This window comes from Opitutus terrae PB90-1, assembly GCF_000019965.1.
Classification (GTDB): Bacteria; Verrucomicrobiota; Verrucomicrobiia; order Opitutales; family Opitutaceae; genus Opitutus; species Opitutus terrae.
In genome coordinates this window covers 1,762,823-1,781,033 of record NC_010571.1, presented here as the reverse complement: position 1 = coordinate 1,781,033, position 18,211 = coordinate 1,762,823, and the positions used below count along the sequence as shown (strand labels likewise).

Here is an 18,211-nt window from a genome sequence, read left to right as displayed (position 1 = left end):
TTGCATTCGGCCATGCAGCACCTCCGCGCGATCGGGTTCGATGCCGACGACACGCTTTGGCACAACGAGACGATTTTCGAACGCGTGCACGAGCGGTATCGCGCGCTGCTCGCCCACTATCACGACGCCGCCACCGTCGACCGCACGCTCTTCGCGACCGAGATGCGCAATCTCGAGCTCTACGGCTACGGCATCAAGGGCTTCATGCTTTCCACGGTCGAGACCGCGATCGAGCTCACCGACGGCAAGATCAGCGCCCAGGAGATTCGCACGATCATCGGACTCGGCCGCGAGATGCTGAACCACCCGGTGGAACTGCTGGAGGGCGTCAGCGAGGTGCTCGCCACGCTCGCACCCACCCACGAATTGCTCCTGATCACGAAAGGCGACCTGCGCGATCAGGAGCGCAAGCTCGCGAAGTCCGGCATCGCTTCGCATTTCCGCGGCATCGAAATCGTGTCGGAGAAAAACGAGCCGACCTACACCACGATTCTGCAGCGGCGCGGGATCCCGCCCACCGAGTTCCTCATGGTCGGCAACTCGCTGAAATCCGACATCCTGCCCGTGCTCGCGCTCGGCGGCTCGGCGGTGCACGTCCCCTATGCGCTGACGTGGGCGCACGAACGCGCCACCGCGGTGCCCGAGGCGCCTGGACGTTTCTTTCAAATTTCCACCTTGGGCGAGTTGCCGTCGTTGCTGGCCGCACCCGCTCGCTGAGGTGGTGACACATGCCACCGTGACGACGAACCGCCTTGGCAGCGCGCCGTGCGTGTGCGACTAATCGCCCGGCACCGTCCTCCGCTTGAATCTCCTCGATCGCTATCTCTTCAAAAGCGTCCTGTTCACCTGCGCCGCCGCGGTGGCTTTGTTCACGTTCATCGTCCTGGTCCCTAATGTTCTTCGGGACATGCTGGCCTACGTGCTCACCGGGCAGCTCTCGCTGCTCGTGTTCGCCCGGCTCGTCTTCACGTTGCTGCCGCTCGCGCTGTCCTACGCGCTGCCGATGGGCATGCTGACGGGCGTGCTGCTCACGCTGGGCCGGTTGTCGGCCGACAGCGAAGTCACGGCGATGCGCGCCGTGGGCTTGAGCATTCCGCGGATCGTCCGGCCGATCCTGTTGCTGGCCGCGATGGGCTCGGCGCTCGGGATCTACCTGAATTTCGAATCGATGCCGCGGGCCCGCGTCGAATACGAGCGCGGCTTCGCCGCGGCGATTCAGGCGAACCCGCTCAACCTGATCGTGCCGAAAACGTTCATCCGCAGCTTTCCGGGTTACGTCGTCTACGTGGGCGAAAAGCAGGGCGGCATCATGCGCGACTTCTGGTTGTGGGAACTTGATGCCGAAGGTCGCGTCGAGCGGTTCGTTCGCGCTGCGTCGGGTCGCTTCGATTATGACGAGCCCAACAATTCGCTGATGCTGACGCTCACGCAGGCGAAAGTGGAGTCGCGCGCGAAGGAAAATCCGGAGCGCTTCGAAAAGCCGCAGCTCGTTGCGTCGCTCGGACAATGGGGTCCGATTCAACTCTCGCTGAACCGCTTCTTCGGCCGCAACGCCGGCATTCGGATGAAACAGGAATGGATGACCTATGGTCAGCTGCAGGCCGAGGGTGAGCGGCTCGCCGCGCAGCCGCTGCCGGCCGACGCCGCCGAGGCGAAGCAGGCCCGCCGGACGCGCATGAAGCTCGCGATCGTGTTTCACGACAAGATCAACACGGCGCTCGCGGTGTTCTCGCTCGCGCTGATCGGCGTGCCGCTCGGGATCAAGGTTTCGCGCCGTGAGACGTCGGCGAACTTCGCCGTCGCGGTGGGAATCACGCTGGTGTATTACCTCATGACCGTCGTGATCAAGGTGCTGGACCGACATCCCGAGTATCGGCCCGACCTGCTGCTCTGGCTGCCCAACTTCATCCTCATCGGCTTCGGCCTGTGGCTGATGGCGCGGATCGAGCGGCGGTAGCCCCGTCGACATTCCAACCGTAGGCACGCCCACCGAGAGCGGCTGAAGATCCCCCCCGCGATTTTGCCGCAACCAATCGGGCAAAAGGTAGGGCTGGGCCGGCCGGAAGGATGAGTCACGATCGAAGGGCGCGGCGGGCCCGACGAGCCCGCGTCCCCGGTCCGTTTCGCGACACGCCGTCAGTCCGGCGCCTGCGCGGCCACGAGTCCTGAGCGGCCGTCGATTTCCGCCATCACCTGCTCGCGCACGGGAATCGCCGCGCGGTTGGCGAGCAATTCCCGCGCGTAGTCGTCGAGCCGGACGAACTCCACGCCCGTCCGCCGCAGCGCCGAAAGCAATTCACCAAACAGCGCGCGCCGCCCCATCCCCTCGATCTCCGCGTGAATCGTCAGCACGTTCACGAGATCATCGCGCAACAACGAGAGATAGTGATCGACGATCGCATCGTCCGGGTATTCTGGCCGGCCCATCAGTTCATCGAACGTCGGCAGCGTGCTGGGAATTTCGAGCGTGCGGAACACTTGGCCTGCGATCCGCGGAAAGAACGGCGCCCCACCCCGCGTGTCGCTCGCATACCGCAGGCCGGCCGCGTCGTAAGCGTGCCGGCTGCGCGCGTTGCTCTGCCAGCCTGCCGCGCCGGCAGTGTGTGCTTCAGCACCGAAGATCCGCCGGAACTCCGCACGCGCGGCCAGGAACTCCGCGTCGACTTCCGGCTGCGTCATCCGCTGCAGGTAGTCCTGCCAGCGGTAGTGGTTGTAGCAGTGGATGCCGACCTCGAAGCCGGCGTCGCGTACCGCCCGCATCGTGGCGGCGTGCCGTCGGCCGATATGCGGCGCCGGCAGCAACGTACCGTTCAGCAGCGTGCGCACGCCGTAGATCTGCACCACGCTCGTGCGACTCACCTTTTTGAAGAAACCCGGCCGCAACACCCGCGTGATCGCACGGCCGGTCTGGTCTGGCCCCAGCGAGAACAGAAAGCACGCGGGCGCACCGATCGCGCGGCAATCCGCCACCAGGTTCGGCACGCCGTCGCGCGTGCCGCGATCGGTGTCGACGTCGACTTTGAGGGCGAGACGGAGGGGCATGGTTTAGCGTCGTTGCCCAAGCAGGTTGCGAATCCAGTGAGGATGTCGCCGGGCATGAAACACACCGGCGACGAGCCACATGGTTTCGAGTTCGCGGTAATACAACAGATACGTGCCTGATTCGAACGGGTAGACCCGCCACCCCGCGTCTCGCTCGTGAAACAACGATGGGTTCAGTTCGATCAACGCCACGATCCGATCGAATTCTTCGAGGATGCGTTCGGCCTTCTCAGCTGAGAAACACCGGTGGTAGTCATAGATCGCCTGGAGATCGTCTGAGACGACCCAAGGCACAATCTTCACCGCCTTCTTCACTTTCGCAGCAACGCACGAGCCTGCGCCGGCGTCAGCGCAATCGATGGGTCTTCAGCCACCAGCGTCACTCGCCGTTCCAATTCGGTTAGGTGCTCCCGTGGAATCGGAGGCACGCCGGAGCGACGCACCGCATCCCAGAGTTCATCGATCAGCGCGAGTTTCTCCTCGAGAGAGGCCTCCGCCAAACCGGGAAAGCGCGTCGAGATACTACCCATGTCCGTCGAAGATGGCGCGCGACCGAGCGGAGTCAACCAACCCCACGATACGCCTCACTCCAGCTGATAGTCCTTGTGCGCGAGATGGTAATCCAGCGTGCGCTTGATCGCTTCGCGCAACGCGACCTTCGGCTTCCAGCCGAGCCGCTTCGTTGCGTTGGTGATCGAGGGTACGCGCTTTTGAATGTCCTGGTAGTATTTTCCGAAGTACTTGCCGGATGGCACCACCACCGTTTTCGCCTTCGCGACGTGCTCGGCGTAGTCGGGATAATCCTTGAACGCGGCGATGATCAGCTTCGCCAACTGGACCACGCTCACCTCGTTCTTTGGATTGCCGAGATTGAAGATCTGCCGCGACGCGCAGCCATCCTTGTTCTCGATGATTCGCAGCAACGCGTCGATGCCGTCATCGATGAAGGTGAACGAGCGCGTTTGCCGGCCGCCGTCGACCAGCTGCAGCGGCTTCTGGAAAATCACGTTGGAGATGAACTGCGTGAACAGCCGCGAACTGCCCTCCTTTGGCTCCATGACATCGTCGAGCTTCGGTCCGATCCAGTTGAACGGCCGAAACAGCGTGTAGTCGACGTTGTCGCGCACGCCGTAGGCGTAGATCACGCGATCGAGCAGCTGCTTCGAGCAGGCGTAGATCCAGCGCTGCCGCTCGATCGGTCCATACACCAACGCGCTCGTCGCCTCGTTCAGCTCGCGATCGGGCGACATCCCGTAGACCTCGGACGTCGACGGAAAAATGATCCGCTTCCGGTATTTCGCGCATTTGCGGACGACGTCGAGGTTCGCCTCGAAATCGAGCTCGAACACCCGCAGCGGGTCCTTCACGTATTGAATCGGATTCGCGATGGCGACGAGCGGGATCACCACGTCGCATTTCTTCACGTGGTATTCGATGTACTCGCGATTGATCGTGATGTCGCCCTCGACGAACTTGAAGCGCGGATGGTTGAGGCTGTCCTCCAGCTTGTGGCTGCCGATGTCCATGCCGTAGACCTCCCAATCCTTGTGCTTGAGGATCGCGCGCGTGAGCGAGCTGCCGATGAAGCCGTTGACTCCGAGGATGAGAACTTTGAGGGGCATCAGAAACGAGGGTTAACCACGAAATCCCGAAATGACACGACAGAACACTCCGGCCGCTGTAGCCGCGCCGGTTACGATGCGGGCGGAGTTGGCGCCGTCGATTCCAGCACCTGCCCAACCTGCAGCTCCGGCACCGGCGCCGCGCGCCATTCCGTCTTCGTCAACTCCAGCGCGCCGTCTCCCGTCGCGATCACGAGCGGATTGAGCGACAACACCTCGCCCGGCCGGCCGCGGCGGTCGCTCGTCGCGGCGGAATCCTGCTCGGCCCACCAGACCATCAGTCGCGCGCCGCCCACGTCCGTGAACGCGCCCGGATACGGATCCGTCACCGCGCGGATCAGGTTGAAAATCTGCGCGCTGCTCCGCGTCCAGTCGATCCGGCCGTCCTCGGGCGTTCGTCCGCCGAAGTAGGTCGCCTGCGTATCGTCCTGCGGCCTCTCCTTCGCGGTACCGGCGAGCAGCGCATCGATCTGCCGCGCGAGCACCCGCCGGGCGCACGGCAGCACTTTCCGGAACGCCTGCTCGGCGGTGTCGCGCGGGCCAATATCCACACCGTCCTGATCCACGATTGCGCCCGCGTCGGCACTCTTCACCATGCGGTGCAGCGTCATCCCGATCCGCGGCTCGCCGTGCAACACCGCCCAGTTGATCGGCGCCCGGCCGCGATATTTCGGCAGCAGCGAACCGTGCAGGTTGAAGGCGCCGAGCCGCGGCAGCGCCAGGAGCTTCGTGCCGATCATGTGCCGGTAGTAGACCGAGAGGATCAGCTCCGGCTGCAGCCTCGCGATCCGCTCGCGCCACTCCGGCGTGTTCACCGACTCGGGCGTGAACACCGGAATCCCTCGCTCGCGGGCGGCCTGCGCCGGCGTCTTGAACCAGATTTTCTCGTGCGGGTTATCCTCGTGCGTGACGAGCGCGACAACATTGTCGCCGCGTTCCAGCAGCAGCGAAAGACACTCGTAGCCGACTTCGCTGTAACCGAAGAAGAGGATTCGCGGCTTCGACATGCCTACTCTTTCCGCTCGTGCACTTCCTTGATGAAATAACGCTGCCGCGCCCGCACGACCTGATAGGTCCGGCCGACATACTCGCCAATCAGCCCGATGCCCAGAAGCGCCACGCTCATAAGGAAGAACAAGACCCCGAACAGCGTGAACAAACCTTCCGCCGCGGTGTAGTCGAAGAACAGCCGGCGGATGGCCAACACGAGCACAAACAGCGCGCTCCCCGCGCAACACGCCATCGCGAACATCGTGAAATACTGCAGCGGCGCGATCGAGAATCCGGTGACCAGGTCGAAGTTCAGCCGGATGAGCTTGTAGACGGAGTAGTTCGAGGCCCCCGCATGCCGCTCCTCGTGCTTCACGCCGACTTCGGCCGGATTGCTCGAGAAACTGTAGGCCAGCGCGGGGATGAACGTGTTGATCGCGCCGCTGTGCACGATCGCCTCGATGATCGGCCGGCGATAAGCGCGCAACATGCAGCCCTGGTCCGTCATCTCGATGTTCGTCGTGTGTTCGCGGACGATGTTGATCAACCGTGAGGCCCACGTCCGGAACAGCGAGTCCTGCCGATCGAGCCGGTAGCCGCCGACGTAATCATGCCCGGCATCGATTTTCTCCAGCAGCTTGGGAATCTCCTCCGGCGGATTCTGCAGGTCCGCGTCGAGCGTGACGATCACCGTGCCGCGCACGCGTTCGAACGCGGCCATGATCGCCATGTGCTGCCCGTAGTTGGAGTTGAAATCGATCACGCGCGTCACGTCGGGTCGCGCGGCGAATTGCGCCTTCAGCAACTCGATGGAGCGGTCGGCGCTGCCGTCATTGGTGAACACCACCTCGTAGCTCCGGCCGATGGCGTCGAGCACGGGATACAACCGCGCGAACAGCGTCGGGAGATTCAGCTCCTCGTTGTACACGGGGATGACGATCGAAAGCTCAGGAGTGGCGCTCATTTTTCGCATTCGCCTCCAGAATTCGCACGAGCGCCTCCACCACGCGCCGCACGTCGTCGCGCGTCATCGCCGGAAACAGCGGCAGCGTCAGGATGTTTCGGCAGACTTTCTCGGCGAAGGGGAAATCGCCCTCCTTCCAGCCGAGCCGGCGGTAAACCGCGAAGAGATGAATCGCCGGATAATGCACGCCGGTGCCGATCCCGGACGCGTGCATCTGGGCCATCACGTCCGCCCGCTTGATCGTCAGCTGATCGTCCGGCAGCACGACTTGAAACATGTGCCAGTTGCTCCCGCTGAAATCCTGCGGCGGCAATCCGAGCCCGAGCGCGGCGATCGCCGGCGCGCTGAGCAGTTCGAAATAGGCGCGGACCAGCTCCGCGCGTTTGGCGTTGAACGCGTCGATGTGCGGCAACTGCCCCAGCCCCACGCGCGCCGCGACGTCGGTGAGGTTGAACTTCCCGCCGACCACCTCGACCTCCATCCCATCGAAGCCCGAGCGCACGACGCCCTGCAGCCGATACTGCTCCGCGAGTTTCGCCTCGCGTTCGTCGTTCAGCACAAGACAGCCGCCTTCGATCGTCGTGATGTTCTTGTTCGGATGGAAACTGAACGAGACGAAGTCGCCAAACGAACCGATCCGCCGGCCGCCCCAGGTGCTGCCGAACGACTGCGCGGCGTCCTCGATCACGCGCAGCTTGTGTTGGCGCGCGATCGCATACAGCCGGTCGCGATCGACCGGGAACCCGGCGAGGTCCACCGGCAGCAGCGCGCGGGTTTTCGCCGTAATCGCCGGTTCAATTTTCTCCAGATCGATGTTCCGTGTCACCGGATCGATATCCACGAACACCGGCCGCGCGCCCACTTCGAGAATGACATTGCTCGTCGCCACCCACGACAGCGGCGTCGTGATCACCTCGTCACCCGGGCCGACGCCTGCAATCCGCAGTGCGATCTCCATCGTGCACGTGCCCGAGTTGAACACGCGCACCGGCCGGCCGCCGAAGTAATCGAACAGCTTCGCCTCGAGTTCCTTCACCTTCGGGCCGGAGGTAATCCAGCCGGAGCGCAGCACGTCGGCCACGCCCGCGATCGTTTCCTCATCGATCGTGGGACGGGTTAGCGGGAGAAACGGCGCGGTCGAGGCGGCGGGCGAAGTGCTCACGGTTGGTTGCTGAACAGATAATGGCCGCGGGTCTCCGCGATCAAATGATAACGAAACGACGGATCGCCGAACAACCGGCCCACGGCGCGCTTCCGGGCGACAACCCACAGCCGGTCCGGCCCCGGCCATTGGCGTCGAAACTCGGCTTCGTCAATGAACCGTCCACTGGCCAGCGCCCGCGGGTCCTCCTTCACCTCGAGCTCACCATGATAGCCAATGACCCCGACCTCGCGCTGCGCATAGAATGTGAAATCGTGGAAGAAGTCCTGATAGTGCAACACCCGATCCGCCGGCTGCGCCCGCGCCGTCACGATCTCGGCAAGTTCGCGAGTGGATGGCCGGGCGACGTGCAGTTGGGCGAAACCGAGCGTCGCATACATCACGGCCACAGTGCCGAGCAGCGTCCCCAATCCCGCGCGCGCGCCGCGTCGCACCGCGAACCACCCCGTCAGGACGCCGCCGAGCAGCAACACCCCGCCGAGCACGCACGCATACGGCCGCAGCACGGCAATGGGCTCCACGTTCCGCACGAGGTTCGGTCGCAGCGCGACAGTGAGGAACGCCGCGCCGAGCAGCACCGCCACCAAGCCGAACAATCCAAATCCATCGCGCAGTCGCGGTCTTGCCGCCGCATTGCGCCGCAGCTCCGCCAAGTAGCATCCCAGCATCGCCGCCAGCGCCGGCAGCACCGGCAGGATGTAGGGAATCAGCTTCGACTGCGACTTGCTGAAGAACAGAAATATGACCAGCGCCCACGTGGCGAAATACCACCGGTCCGCCTGCTCTTTCCGCGCCGCCCAGCCGCCGGCGAGAAACCGTTTCACGGCTATTGGCAGGAAACCCATCCAGGGGAACGTGCCGACAAACAGGATCGGCACGAAATACCACCACGGCTCGAACCGCCCATGTGTGGTCGTCGTGAACCGCTCCCAGTGTTCGCGCACGAAATAGAAATGCGCCCAGTCGGGATTCCGCTGCGCCACCAGCAGGTGCCAGGGCGCGGCGATCAGCAGGAACAGCACAATGCCCGTCGGCAGATAGAGCGGCCGGAGTCGTCGCCACTGGTTAAACACCAGGAGCCACACGAACATCACGAGCCCGCTGAGGAGCACGCCAATCAGCCCCTTGGTCAGCACCGCGAGCGCCGCGCTGGCATACAGCCCGTAGAAAAACCATCGGCGGCGCGACAGCCCTGCTATTCTTGTCGCCGGCCTCGCTGAGGCCGGGCCGGGGTCGGCGCCCCCGGCCACAGGTTCGCGCACGCCAAGGATGAAACAAAACAACGTGGCGCTCATCAGCACTGACACCGCGCCGTCCAGCAGCAGCGTCCGCGCAAGCACGAAATAAAGCAGCGAACTGCCCAGCACCACCGCCGCCCAGCGTCCCGCCGCGCGGCCGAACATCCGGCGCGTCGCCGCATACGTCAGCGCCAGCCCGCCCAGCGCGAACGCCGCGGCCGGCAGCCGGGCCGCCCAATCGTTCAGACCGAACACGCGCAGGCTCACCGCTTCGGCCCAATACACCAGCGGCGGTTTCTCAAAATAGTTCACGCCGTTCAGCCGCGGCGTGACCCAGTCGCCGCTCGCCAGCATTTCGCGCGGGATCTCCGCGTAGCGGGCCTCGTCGGGATTCGCCAACGGATGCGAGCCCAGCCGCAGCCCGAACAGCAGCGCGAAGGCGAGCAGCAGCCAACCGAGGTCGCGCGCCCAGCCAGTGGAGGAGGTTCGAGGTGCAGGCAGAGGGGCGTTCACGAGCGAACGCCAGAAATGGGCAGCTCGAGCACGACGCGCAAGCCCCTACGCTCCGTCCGGTTCTCGGCGTGAATCCGCCCACCGTGGAGCCCCGCGATACTCCGGCAAATGGCCAGCCCGAGCCCGTGCCCGTTCGGCTGCGCGTCGTCCACCGCGCCATGCGCGAACCGCACAAATCGCTCGAAAACCCGCTCCACCTGTTCGCGCGGCAGCCCCGGACCTTCGTCGGACATCGTCAACCGCCAGCTCGTTTCGGTCACGGTGGATTCGAGTTCGATCCGTCCGCCCGCCGGCACGACCCGCAGCGCGTTGGTGAGCAGGTTGAGCAACACCTGCCGGACGAGCGTCGGTTCACACTGCACGGCGCCTGCATCCGCGCGCGTCACTGCAAAAACCACACCGCGCTCCTCGCTCATCACGGCCGCATCTTCGCCAAAACTCCTCACCCACTCCGCCGCGGAAATTTCGCTCATCGCCGGCGCCAGGCTGCCGCTCTCCGCCTTGGCGAGAAACAGCAGCGTGTCGATCACCCGACGCAACGCATCGAGATCCTCCAGCATCTCGTCGACCGCCGCGCTGGCCTCCGCATCGGCCGCCAGTCGGCCGCGCAGCTTCTCGGCGTTGAGCCGCAGCAGCGCCAGCGGTGTTTTCAGCTCGTGCGACGCGTCCGCGGTGAACCGCTTCACCTGCGCGAACGACCCTTCCAGCCGGTCGAACATCTGGTTCAGCAAATCCGCCAGCGCCGTCAGTTCGTCGCGGCCCGGCGGCAGCGGAATGCGTTCACTCAGCGTCTCCGCGCCGATCCGGCTGGCCGTTTCGCGGATGGCCCGCACTGGCCGCAGCGTCAGCCGCGCGAAATACCAGCCGAGTCCCACACTCGCCAGCGCCACGCCGCCGAGCAGCATCAGGCTCGTCTGCGCATAGGCGCCCAGCAACCGCTCCACCGGTTCGAGCGAACTGGCGATCTGCACCCGCAGATCACCGGTCACGAATTCGGCCACCCGCACACGGCCGATCTCGGGCAGCACCGCCGACTGCCGCTGCTCGGTCTGCGGCAGGGGTAGCTGCAGGTCGTCGAGGTTGTCCGAGCGAAACAGCACCACGCCGGAGCGCGTGCTGACTTGAAAATAATATTGGGAAGCATCGATCGTCGCATGCGCGCGCACGCGTTGATCCACTTCCTGACGCGTCACTCCGCGCGGTTCCTCGCCCAGCCGGGCGTGCAGCTCCTCGAACTCCGCCGCGTTGAGAAAATCGAGCCCGCGCACCGCGGCGCGCGACTGCAGCCAGCCGCCCACGGCCAGCACCAACGCGGTCGTCGCCGTGACGAGCGCCGCGAATTGCCAGGTGACACGGGCGGTGAACGATCTCATGGAGTTCGCTGGAGCTCGAGCCGGGGCCGCACATGCGCCCGATTCACGAAAGCTGATAACCGGTGCCGCGAATCGTCTTGATCAGCGGCGGCTGGCCGGGCGCCTCGAGCTTCTGGCGCAGCCGGCGTACGTAGACGTCGATCAGGTTGGTCTCGAGATCGTAACTCGCCTCCCATACCTTTTCCGCGATCAGCGTCCGCGTCAGCACCCGGCGCGGATTCTGCAGGAACAGCTCCAGCAGCGCGTATTCGCGGCTGGTCAGCTCGACCGGCCGGCCGGCGCAGGTGACGCTGCGACCGAGCAAGTCCATGCGCACCGGTCCGTGGGTGAGCACGGTCGTCTTCACGCCCGCATGCCGCCGCAGCAAAGACCGGACCCGCGCCACCACTTCGTCGACGCTGAACGGCTTCGGCAGATAATCGTCCGCACCCATGTTCAACCCGCGCACGCGATCGCCGACGGCGTCGCGCGCGCTCAGCACGAGCACCGGTTCGTTGAACCCGCTGGCCCGCCACTCCCGCAGCAGATCGAGTCCGTCGCCGTCCGGCAGCCCCAGATCCAGCACCACGGCGTCGAAGGTCGATTCCGCCAGCACATCGCGGGCCTCGGCGCAGGTGCGCACCAACCGCGCGGTGTAGTTTTGCTCCGTCAGCGCCTTCTCGACGAACTGCCCGACGCGGCGCTCGTCCTCGACCACGAGTATCTTCATCGCATTCAACGGCAGATACAGCCCGGCTGCGTCGGAAAAGCGAGCGTAACTCTCCGCCGACCCGCCAAGCTCCCCGCCCGCGGACGAGCCGCTGGGCTCGTCCGCCGACTCGTCCGCTGCGATCAAATCCATGGCCGCGCCTGTCTCCCGGCGGCTCAATCGTGATCGTGATGGTGGCGCTCGCGTTCTTCGCGATGTTCCCCGGCCGGCTTCGCGGTGGCCTCGCTGTTCAGCGTCAGAGCGAGCCCGATCGCCGGCACGTGCACGCGACCGGTGGACGGATCGTAACCGCGGAACAGCCCGATGGCCATCAGCGCCACGAGCGCCGCCACCGCCAGCCCGGCCCACGCGCCCTGGTGCGGGATCGCGCTCGCGGCCGGCGCGACCTTCCGGCCGTTCACCATCGACCACGCAATGTTCTCGCGATGGCGCAGCGTGTGCAGCACCAAGCCCAGCAAGTGGAGCACCACGGCGCCGAGCAGCACATAGGCGAGCACCTCGTGCGGCTCCTCGAAACGTTCGCCGCCGCCGAGCAGTCCCGTCCCGATAAGCAACGGCACGGATGCGAACACGACGACCGCCATCCAGACCGAACCCGGATTGTGCGCGGCGTACGCGGTGGCGCGGCCGGCGACGACGTCACGCAGGTACCGCCCCAAGGCTGGCACGGACCAGGGCCAGCTCGAGAACCGCGCGTTCCGCGACCCGATGAGGCCCACGATCAGGCGGAGAAAAATGCTCCCGCCGGCCCAAAGGCCGCACAGCATGTGATAAGCGAACCACGGACTGTCGTCGTCGACGCCCAATCCGAGCACGAGCGCGCCGGTGATCGACAGCGCAATCGCCCAATGCAACACGCGCACGGGCAGGTCCCAAACCAGTGTTTTGTTCATCGGAGTTCCTTTCCAAACAGACAGGCGGGTGAGTTCGCTGACTTGGACATCAATGCACGGCCACCGTTGCGCTCGGCGGACGAGCGTGCTGCGCCTCACGAAGCAAGTGTGCCTGCTCCTCGGGCGACAGCTCGCGATAGCGGCGATGACGAAAGAGGTAGCTGGCCGTCTGATAATACGCAATGGCCTCGGGCGTGAATTCCGCGCGGCGCGGCGTGAGCGCGAAGGTCGTCGCATCGTAGCTGTATTCCTCCGCCGCGCGCACCGGCATGACGACGCTCAGCATGCCCGTTTCATAGAGTCCGAGTTTCTGGTAGTTGCCGATCAGCGCGCGGCGGTCGCCCGTCGCGGTGCGCACATCCCAGCCGAAAAACCGGCTCGCGTAGCTCCAGCGCAACAGCCCGAGCAGCGTGGGCGCGAAATCCACCTGGCTCATCAACTCCGTCACATGCCCCGGCGCGACCTGTCCGCCCGGCGCGTAAATGAGCATCGGGATGTGATAGTTCTGCACCGGCAACGTCGTGCGGCCCGCCACCGACGCGCAATGATCCGCCACGACCACGAACACGGTGTTGCGGAACCACGGCTTCGACTCGGCGTCGCGCAGGAACTGGCCGATCGCGAAGTCGGTGTATTTCACCGCGCCCGCGCGACCCGAGATTTTCGACGGCAGATCGATCCGGCCTTCCGGGTAGGTATACGGCCGGTGATTCGATGTGGTCATGACGAAGAAATGAAACGGCTTGCCGGCGGCATGCGCCGCATCCGCTTCACGCAGCGTCCAGCGGTAAAGGTCCTCGTCACACGCGCCCCATGCATTGGCGAAGGTGATGTCGTTGCCGGCCACGGACGCCCGATCGACCACGCGATAGCCGTTGTGGCCGAAAAAATAGTTCATGTTGTCGAAGTAACCGTAGCCACCGTAGAGGAACGCCGTGTCGTAACCCCGGCTGCGGAACACCGAGCCGAGCGTGAACAGGTGCTCGTTGTGCGGCCGTTTGATCAATGAGCGGCCCGGCGTCGGCGGCAGGCTGAGCGTCAGCGCTTCCATGCCCCGGTCGGTCCGCGTGCCCGTCGCGTAAAGATTGTCGAAAACCAGGCTGCGCGCGGCAAGCGCGTCCAGATTGGGCGTCAGCGTGGACCCCTGATGGTAGCGGCCGAGGAACTCCGCGCTCAGGCTCTCGACCGTGATCTGGATGACGTTCGGATGCAGCTCGGCACCCTCGCCGCGGACGAACCGCAGCGTGTCCCGCGCATCGTCGCCAAGCGGGTCGCTTCGATCGGCCGCGAGCTCGGTCCGCACGCGCTGAAAGGCTTCGTCCACCGGCAGCGTCGGATAAAACTGGTCGTAATCGAGTTCGTTGTTCCGAAAGGCTGCGAACAACGACCACAGCCCGTTCTTCGCCAGCTCGCGGTTGTAGTTATTGGCAAAGCCCGGCATCTGCTCCGAGTTCAGCGTCACCGCCACCGCGATCGTCGCCACGATCCACGCGCCGCCGCGCGCGAGCCGCCAGCGGAACCGCTCGGGCTCCGCGGCAAGCCACCGGTTCATCAGGCCGGCACGGAGCCACAGCCAGTAGCCCGCGAGTGTCGCGCCGCCAAGGCCGGCGAACACCCACGGGAGCGGATACGACTCGCGGATGTTGCCGATGACCTCCTTCGTGTAGACGAGGTAGTCGACCGCAATGAAATTGAACCGCACGCCGAACTCGTCCCAAAAAAACCATTCGGCCACGCCGCCAAACAACAGCGCGTAAAGCCCCACGAAGAACCCGAGGTGCGCGGCCGATCGTCCCCACCACGAGGTGAAGAAGCGCCGCGGCAGCAGCACCAACACCACGACGAGCGGCAAGGACCACAGCAACGCGGCACCGAGGTCGTAGGCCAGCGCCCACGCTGCCGCCGCCAGCAGACTCGAATCGAGCGACACGGCGGACCATGCCTTCAGACCCAGAGCCAAACGAGTGAGCCAGGACACGCTCACGAAGAGTACCACAAACAGCAGTACGCCGCCGTCGCGGCGGGCGAGGGCGGACTTCACCAGGGAGAGAACTTTCACAGAAGGAGCGGTGGGAGCTGGATCGCCGCATCGCTGCGGCTTGGGGGAAGACAGAGTCGGGAGATCGAAACGCTTGTTTCGATAGGGGTAGCATGCCCGAAAAGCATTAACCGGGTATGAACGATGCATGAATTACTGTTCATGTGTGGATGATACGCAACTATCCCGCAACTCGCAGATTCCTGTCCGGCCGCATTGCGGCAGCGTAGCCGGGTCGTTGCGTCCGGCCCGGGCTCAACCAGCCGCGCCATCTCCTGCCTGTACCCTCATGAATGCGAACGTCCGCGCGCCGCGGAAGTTTTTTGTCGCCCTGCCGCCGTCCCGCTTCCCAAATCGCGCCATGCCCGCCGGCCGGAATTTCACTTTCATCTGCGGCCCCGACGATTTCCTCGTCGGCCGGCTCGGGGCGGAAAAGTTCGCCGCGCTGGCGGCCGAGGTGCCGGACGAGTTTTCCCGCGAGGTGCTGAGCGGGTTTGCCAACAACGTCGGCGAGGTCGCATCCGCGATCAACCGATTCCGCGATTCCGTGCAGACGATCTCGATGTTCGGCGGTCGCCGCGTGGTCTGGCTGAAAGACGTCAACTTCCTGGCCGACTCGGTCACCGGTCGGGCGGAAAGCACACTGAAGCTGCTCGAGGACCTGCAGGAAATTCTGACGAAGATCGATCCCGCGGAGACGGCAGTGCTCATCACGGCCGCGCCGGTGGATCGCCGCCGGGCGTTTCCGAAATGGTGCGAGAAGAACGCCGACTTCACGCTCGTGGCCGCCGACGCGGGAGACGGCGCCGCGCTCGAGGGCGTCGTGCTCGCCGAGGCCAAAGCGGTCGGCGCGACGATCACGCCCGATGCCGTCCGGCTGCTGCTCGTCCGCGTGGGCGCGAACACGCGCTTGCTGGTCGAGGAGGTGCACAAGCTCGCGAACTACGCCGGCGAGGGCCAGCCGATCGAGGAGGCCCACGTCGGCGAGCTCACGCCCAACGTCGCCGAAGGCGATTTCTTCGAGGCGGCGGAGGCGTTTTTCAGCGGCGACCTGAAATGGACGCTCGCCGCGCTCGAGCGGCAGTTCTTCGCGGAGCCGAATGCCGCCCGGCCGATCCTCGCCGCGCTGCAGAACCGCAACCGAATCCTGTTGCAGGTCCGGGCGCTGATCGATGCGGGCGAGGCGCGGATCGGTCCACGCGGGCTCGACGGCTTGCCGAAAGCGGGCGCGACCTACGCCGCGAAGTTCACCGGTGCGACCGAGAAGAGTTCGTTCAATCTCTTTACGCAAAATCCGTGGTATGTCGGCAAGCTGGCCGGCAGCGCGAAGCTCCCTTCGCTGCGCCGGCTGATCGACAACCAGCAGGAGTTCATCACCGCATTCGAGGAATTGATCCGCCGGCCGCAGGAGCAGGAGGATGTTCTGCGCGAAATGGCCGTACGTTGTCTCGCGGCCTGACGCGTCACCCTTTGAGCGCGCCCCGCGCGTTTCTCCCAAAGAGCACCTAACGGGTTGTTTCTTTGTTAACTCCTCGCGGCATCTCCGGGGCCGTTTTTCGTTCGCGTTTCAGAGGTGAAATCGCCCCCCCAAGCCGCGCGCCGACGAAACCAAAGAGTAACCCATTAGGTTACTCTTTACGGAGGCTCGGAGCGGGGAGAAAAGACGCCGCGGTTGCAGTCTTGCCCACCGGGAGCCCGCTGCCGATGCTCCCGGCCCCATGTCCTCCGTCCCTGCGCAGTTTGCCAACGTCACTGCCGTCACCAAGGCCAACGTCTACTTCGACGGCCGGGTGGTGAGCCACACGATCGTCTTCGCCGATGGGGTGAAGAAAACCCTCGGGCTGATTTACCCCGGCAACTACCACTTCGGCACCGGTGCGCCGGAACGGATGGAGATCGTCGCCGGCTCGTGCCGGGCCAAGCTCGACGGCGCAACCGAAACGCGCGACTACGCCGCCGGCCAGCAATTCGACGTGCCCGGCAAGTCCGGGTTCGACATCGAGGTGACCAGCGGCATCTGCGAATACGTCTGCTCGTTCCTGTGAACGAGTGGCACGGGCGAGACGGCCGTGCCACCTTCGACCCCGCGCTGTCTCACTTTCCGTTCGCCAACCTGCAGGACGTCGCTTAGCCCTCACCGCCTGCCGTGAACGACACGCCCACGCCCTTCCCCACCGCCGCGCCCATTCCGAACGTTCTTGCCGAGCGCTACGCTTCCGTGGCGATGAAAGACATCTGGTCGCAGACGGGCCGCATCGCACTGGAGCGCGATTTCTGGATCGCGGTGATGAAGGCACAGCGCGACCTCGGCGTCCCAATCCCCGCCGACGCCATCAAGGACTACGAGCGCGTGAAGGGCCAGATCGACCTCGCCTCGATCGACAAGCGCGAGCGCGTCACCCTCCACGACGTCAAGGCGCGCATCGAGGAATTCTCCGATCTCGCCAAGCGCCAGTTCATCCACCTCGGGCTTACGAGCCGTGATCTCACGGAGAACGTCGAACAGCTGCAGATCTTTCGCGCGCTGAAAACCGTGCGGTTCAAAACCGCCGCCGCGCTGCTCGCGCTCGGCCGGCAGGCCGAGGCGCATCGCGATCTGATGATCACCGGCCGCACGCACAACGTCCCGGCGCAACCGACCACGCTCGGCAAGCGGCTCGCGATGTTCGGCCAGGAACTGCTGATCGCGTTCACCCGGCTCGAGGAATTGCTCGAACGCTACCCGGTGCGCGGATTGAAGGGCGCCGTCGGCACCCAGCTCGACCAGCTCACGCTGCTCGGCGGCGACAGCGGCAAGGTCGACCAGCTCGAGGCGCGCGTGCTGCGCCATCTGGGTTTCCGCGCCTCGCTGTTTGCGGTCGGACAGGTTTATCCGCGCAGCCTTGATTTCGAGGTCGTGTCCGCGCTGCACCAGGTCGGCGCCGCGGCCGCGAGCTGCGCCACCACGGTGCGACTCATGGCCGGCGCCGGGTTGGTAACGGAGGGATTCCAGGAAGGCCAGGTCGGCTCCTCCTCGATGCCGCACAAGGTCAACGCGCGAAACTGCGAGCGGATCTGCGGCTTCTCCACGATTCTCGGCGGGTTTGTGACGATGACGAGCGGGCTCTCGGGTCACCAGTGGAACGAGGGCGATGTGTCGTGCTCGGTGGTGCGCCGGCTGGCGCTGCCCGATTCGTTCTTCGCGATCGACGGACTGCTCGAGACGTTCATCACGGTGCTGCGGCAGATGGAGGTTTTCCCGGCGGCGATCGCGGCGGAGAACGAGCGCAACCTGCCGTTCCTCGCAACGACGACGATCCTGATGGAGGCGGTGAAGCGAGGCGGCGGTCGCGAGACCGCGCATGCCGCCATCAAGGAGCACACGCTCGCGGCCGCGAAGGCACTGCGCTCCGGCGGCGGCGATGCCGACCTGCTCAGCCGACTCGCTGGCGACAAACGGATCGGGCTGAACAAAAGAGCGCTGCAAACGATTTTGGGCGAAAGCGCCCGATTCGTCGGCGCCGCGCCGCATCAGGTCGACGCGTTTCTCGATGACGTGAAGCCCTTGGCAAAAAAGCACAAGGGCGCCACCGACTACCGGCCCGCGCGGCTGCTGTAAGCGGTTCCCCTTGGGGACGCGACGCCCTCGTCGCATTTCCAGCTTGGACACCGCGGCGAGGGCGTCGCG

17 protein-coding genes are annotated in these 18,211 nt (G+C 65.2%); 5 read left to right on the top strand and 12 right to left on the bottom strand.

Features of this window, described 5'->3' with window-relative positions:
- Positions 1-12: 12 nt before the first annotated feature.
- Both OTER_RS07180 and OTER_RS07175 read left to right on the top strand, forming a co-directional pair.
- Complete coding sequence (locus tag OTER_RS07180; RefSeq protein WP_012374241.1) at positions 13-717, top strand: HAD family hydrolase; 705 nt, start codon at positions 13-15, stop codon at positions 715-717.
- An 85-nt stretch (positions 718-802) separates the two neighbouring features.
- Entirely contained in the window at positions 803-1,957 is a 1,155-nt protein-coding gene (locus OTER_RS07175; RefSeq protein WP_012374240.1) for an LptF/LptG family permease, read from the top strand.
- 179 nt (positions 1,958-2,136) lie between these two features.
- On the opposite strand, the gene OTER_RS07170 is transcribed toward OTER_RS07175, so the two are convergent.
- The 12 genes from OTER_RS07170 to OTER_RS07115 form a co-directional block, all read right to left on the bottom strand.
- A complete protein-coding gene (locus OTER_RS07170; RefSeq protein WP_012374239.1) occupies positions 2,137-3,042 on the bottom strand; it encodes a 4-deoxy-4-formamido-L-arabinose-phosphoundecaprenol deformylase in 906 nt (301 codons plus the stop codon).
- A gap of 3 nt (positions 3,043-3,045) precedes the next feature.
- Positions 3,046-3,357 (bottom strand): type II toxin-antitoxin system RelE/ParE family toxin, encoded by a 312-nt coding sequence (locus OTER_RS07165; RefSeq protein ID WP_012374238.1) that lies wholly within the window; start codon positions 3,355-3,357, stop codon positions 3,046-3,048.
- Positions 3,354-3,542: an addiction module protein gene (locus OTER_RS07160; RefSeq protein ID WP_158305382.1), complete on the bottom strand. Its 189-nt coding sequence runs from the start codon at positions 3,540-3,542 to the stop codon at positions 3,354-3,356. Before OTER_RS07160 ends, OTER_RS07165 begins: the two co-directional genes overlap by 4 nt.
- Before the next feature lie 84 nt (positions 3,543-3,626).
- Positions 3,627-4,664 (bottom strand): bifunctional UDP-4-keto-pentose/UDP-xylose synthase, encoded by a 1,038-nt coding sequence (locus OTER_RS07155; protein WP_012374236.1) that lies wholly within the window; start codon positions 4,662-4,664, stop codon positions 3,627-3,629.
- A gap of 71 nt (positions 4,665-4,735) precedes the next feature.
- Positions 4,736-5,671: a formyltransferase gene (locus tag OTER_RS07150; RefSeq protein WP_012374235.1), complete on the bottom strand. Its 936-nt coding sequence runs from the start codon at positions 5,669-5,671 to the stop codon at positions 4,736-4,738.
- Positions 5,672-5,673: 2 nt separating this feature from the next.
- Positions 5,674-6,618 carry a glycosyltransferase gene (locus OTER_RS07145; RefSeq protein ID WP_012374234.1) on the bottom strand — a complete coding sequence of 315 codons (945 nt, stop codon included), beginning with the start codon at positions 6,616-6,618 and terminating at the stop codon, positions 5,674-5,676.
- Positions 6,602-7,780, bottom strand: a complete 1,179-nt coding sequence (locus OTER_RS07140; protein WP_012374233.1) for a DegT/DnrJ/EryC1/StrS family aminotransferase — start codon at positions 7,778-7,780, stop codon at positions 6,602-6,604. The genes OTER_RS07145 and OTER_RS07140 overlap by 17 nt, the downstream gene beginning before the upstream one ends.
- Entirely contained in the window at positions 7,777-9,531 is a 1,755-nt protein-coding gene (locus OTER_RS26485) for a phospholipid carrier-dependent glycosyltransferase (protein WP_012374232.1), read from the bottom strand. The genes OTER_RS07140 and OTER_RS26485 overlap by 4 nt, the downstream gene beginning before the upstream one ends.
- On the bottom strand, positions 9,528-10,904 hold the full coding sequence (locus tag OTER_RS07130) for an ATP-binding protein (protein WP_012374231.1): 1,377 nt from the start codon (positions 10,902-10,904) through the stop codon (positions 9,528-9,530). The genes OTER_RS26485 and OTER_RS07130 overlap by 4 nt, the downstream gene beginning before the upstream one ends.
- 43 nt (positions 10,905-10,947) lie before the next feature.
- A complete protein-coding gene (locus tag OTER_RS07125) occupies positions 10,948-11,745 on the bottom strand; it encodes a response regulator transcription factor (protein WP_012374230.1) in 798 nt (265 codons plus the stop codon).
- 23 nt (positions 11,746-11,768) lie between these two features.
- A complete protein-coding gene (locus OTER_RS07120; protein WP_012374229.1) occupies positions 11,769-12,506 on the bottom strand; it encodes a cytochrome b/b6 domain-containing protein in 738 nt (245 codons plus the stop codon).
- A 49-nt stretch (positions 12,507-12,555) separates the two neighbouring features.
- Positions 12,556-14,565: an LTA synthase family protein gene (locus OTER_RS07115; RefSeq protein WP_237702460.1), complete on the bottom strand. Its 2,010-nt coding sequence runs from the start codon at positions 14,563-14,565 to the stop codon at positions 12,556-12,558.
- Positions 14,566-14,833: 268 nt separating this feature from the next.
- Here OTER_RS07115 and holA point away from each other — a divergent pair, with 268 nt between their 5' ends.
- The 3 genes from holA (at position 14,834) to purB (ending at position 18,142) form a co-directional block, all read left to right on the top strand.
- Positions 14,834-16,003: a DNA polymerase III subunit delta gene (gene holA, locus OTER_RS07110; protein WP_012374227.1), complete on the top strand. Its 1,170-nt coding sequence runs from the start codon at positions 14,834-14,836 to the stop codon at positions 16,001-16,003.
- Between the two features lie 259 nt (positions 16,004-16,262).
- A complete protein-coding gene (gene ppnP, locus OTER_RS07105; protein WP_012374226.1) occupies positions 16,263-16,589 on the top strand; it encodes a pyrimidine/purine nucleoside phosphorylase in 327 nt (108 codons plus the stop codon).
- Between the two features lie 101 nt (positions 16,590-16,690).
- Positions 16,691-18,142 (top strand): adenylosuccinate lyase, encoded by a 1,452-nt coding sequence (gene purB, locus OTER_RS07100; RefSeq protein ID WP_012374225.1) that lies wholly within the window; start codon positions 16,691-16,693, stop codon positions 18,140-18,142.
- Positions 18,143-18,211: the final 69 nt, after the last annotated feature.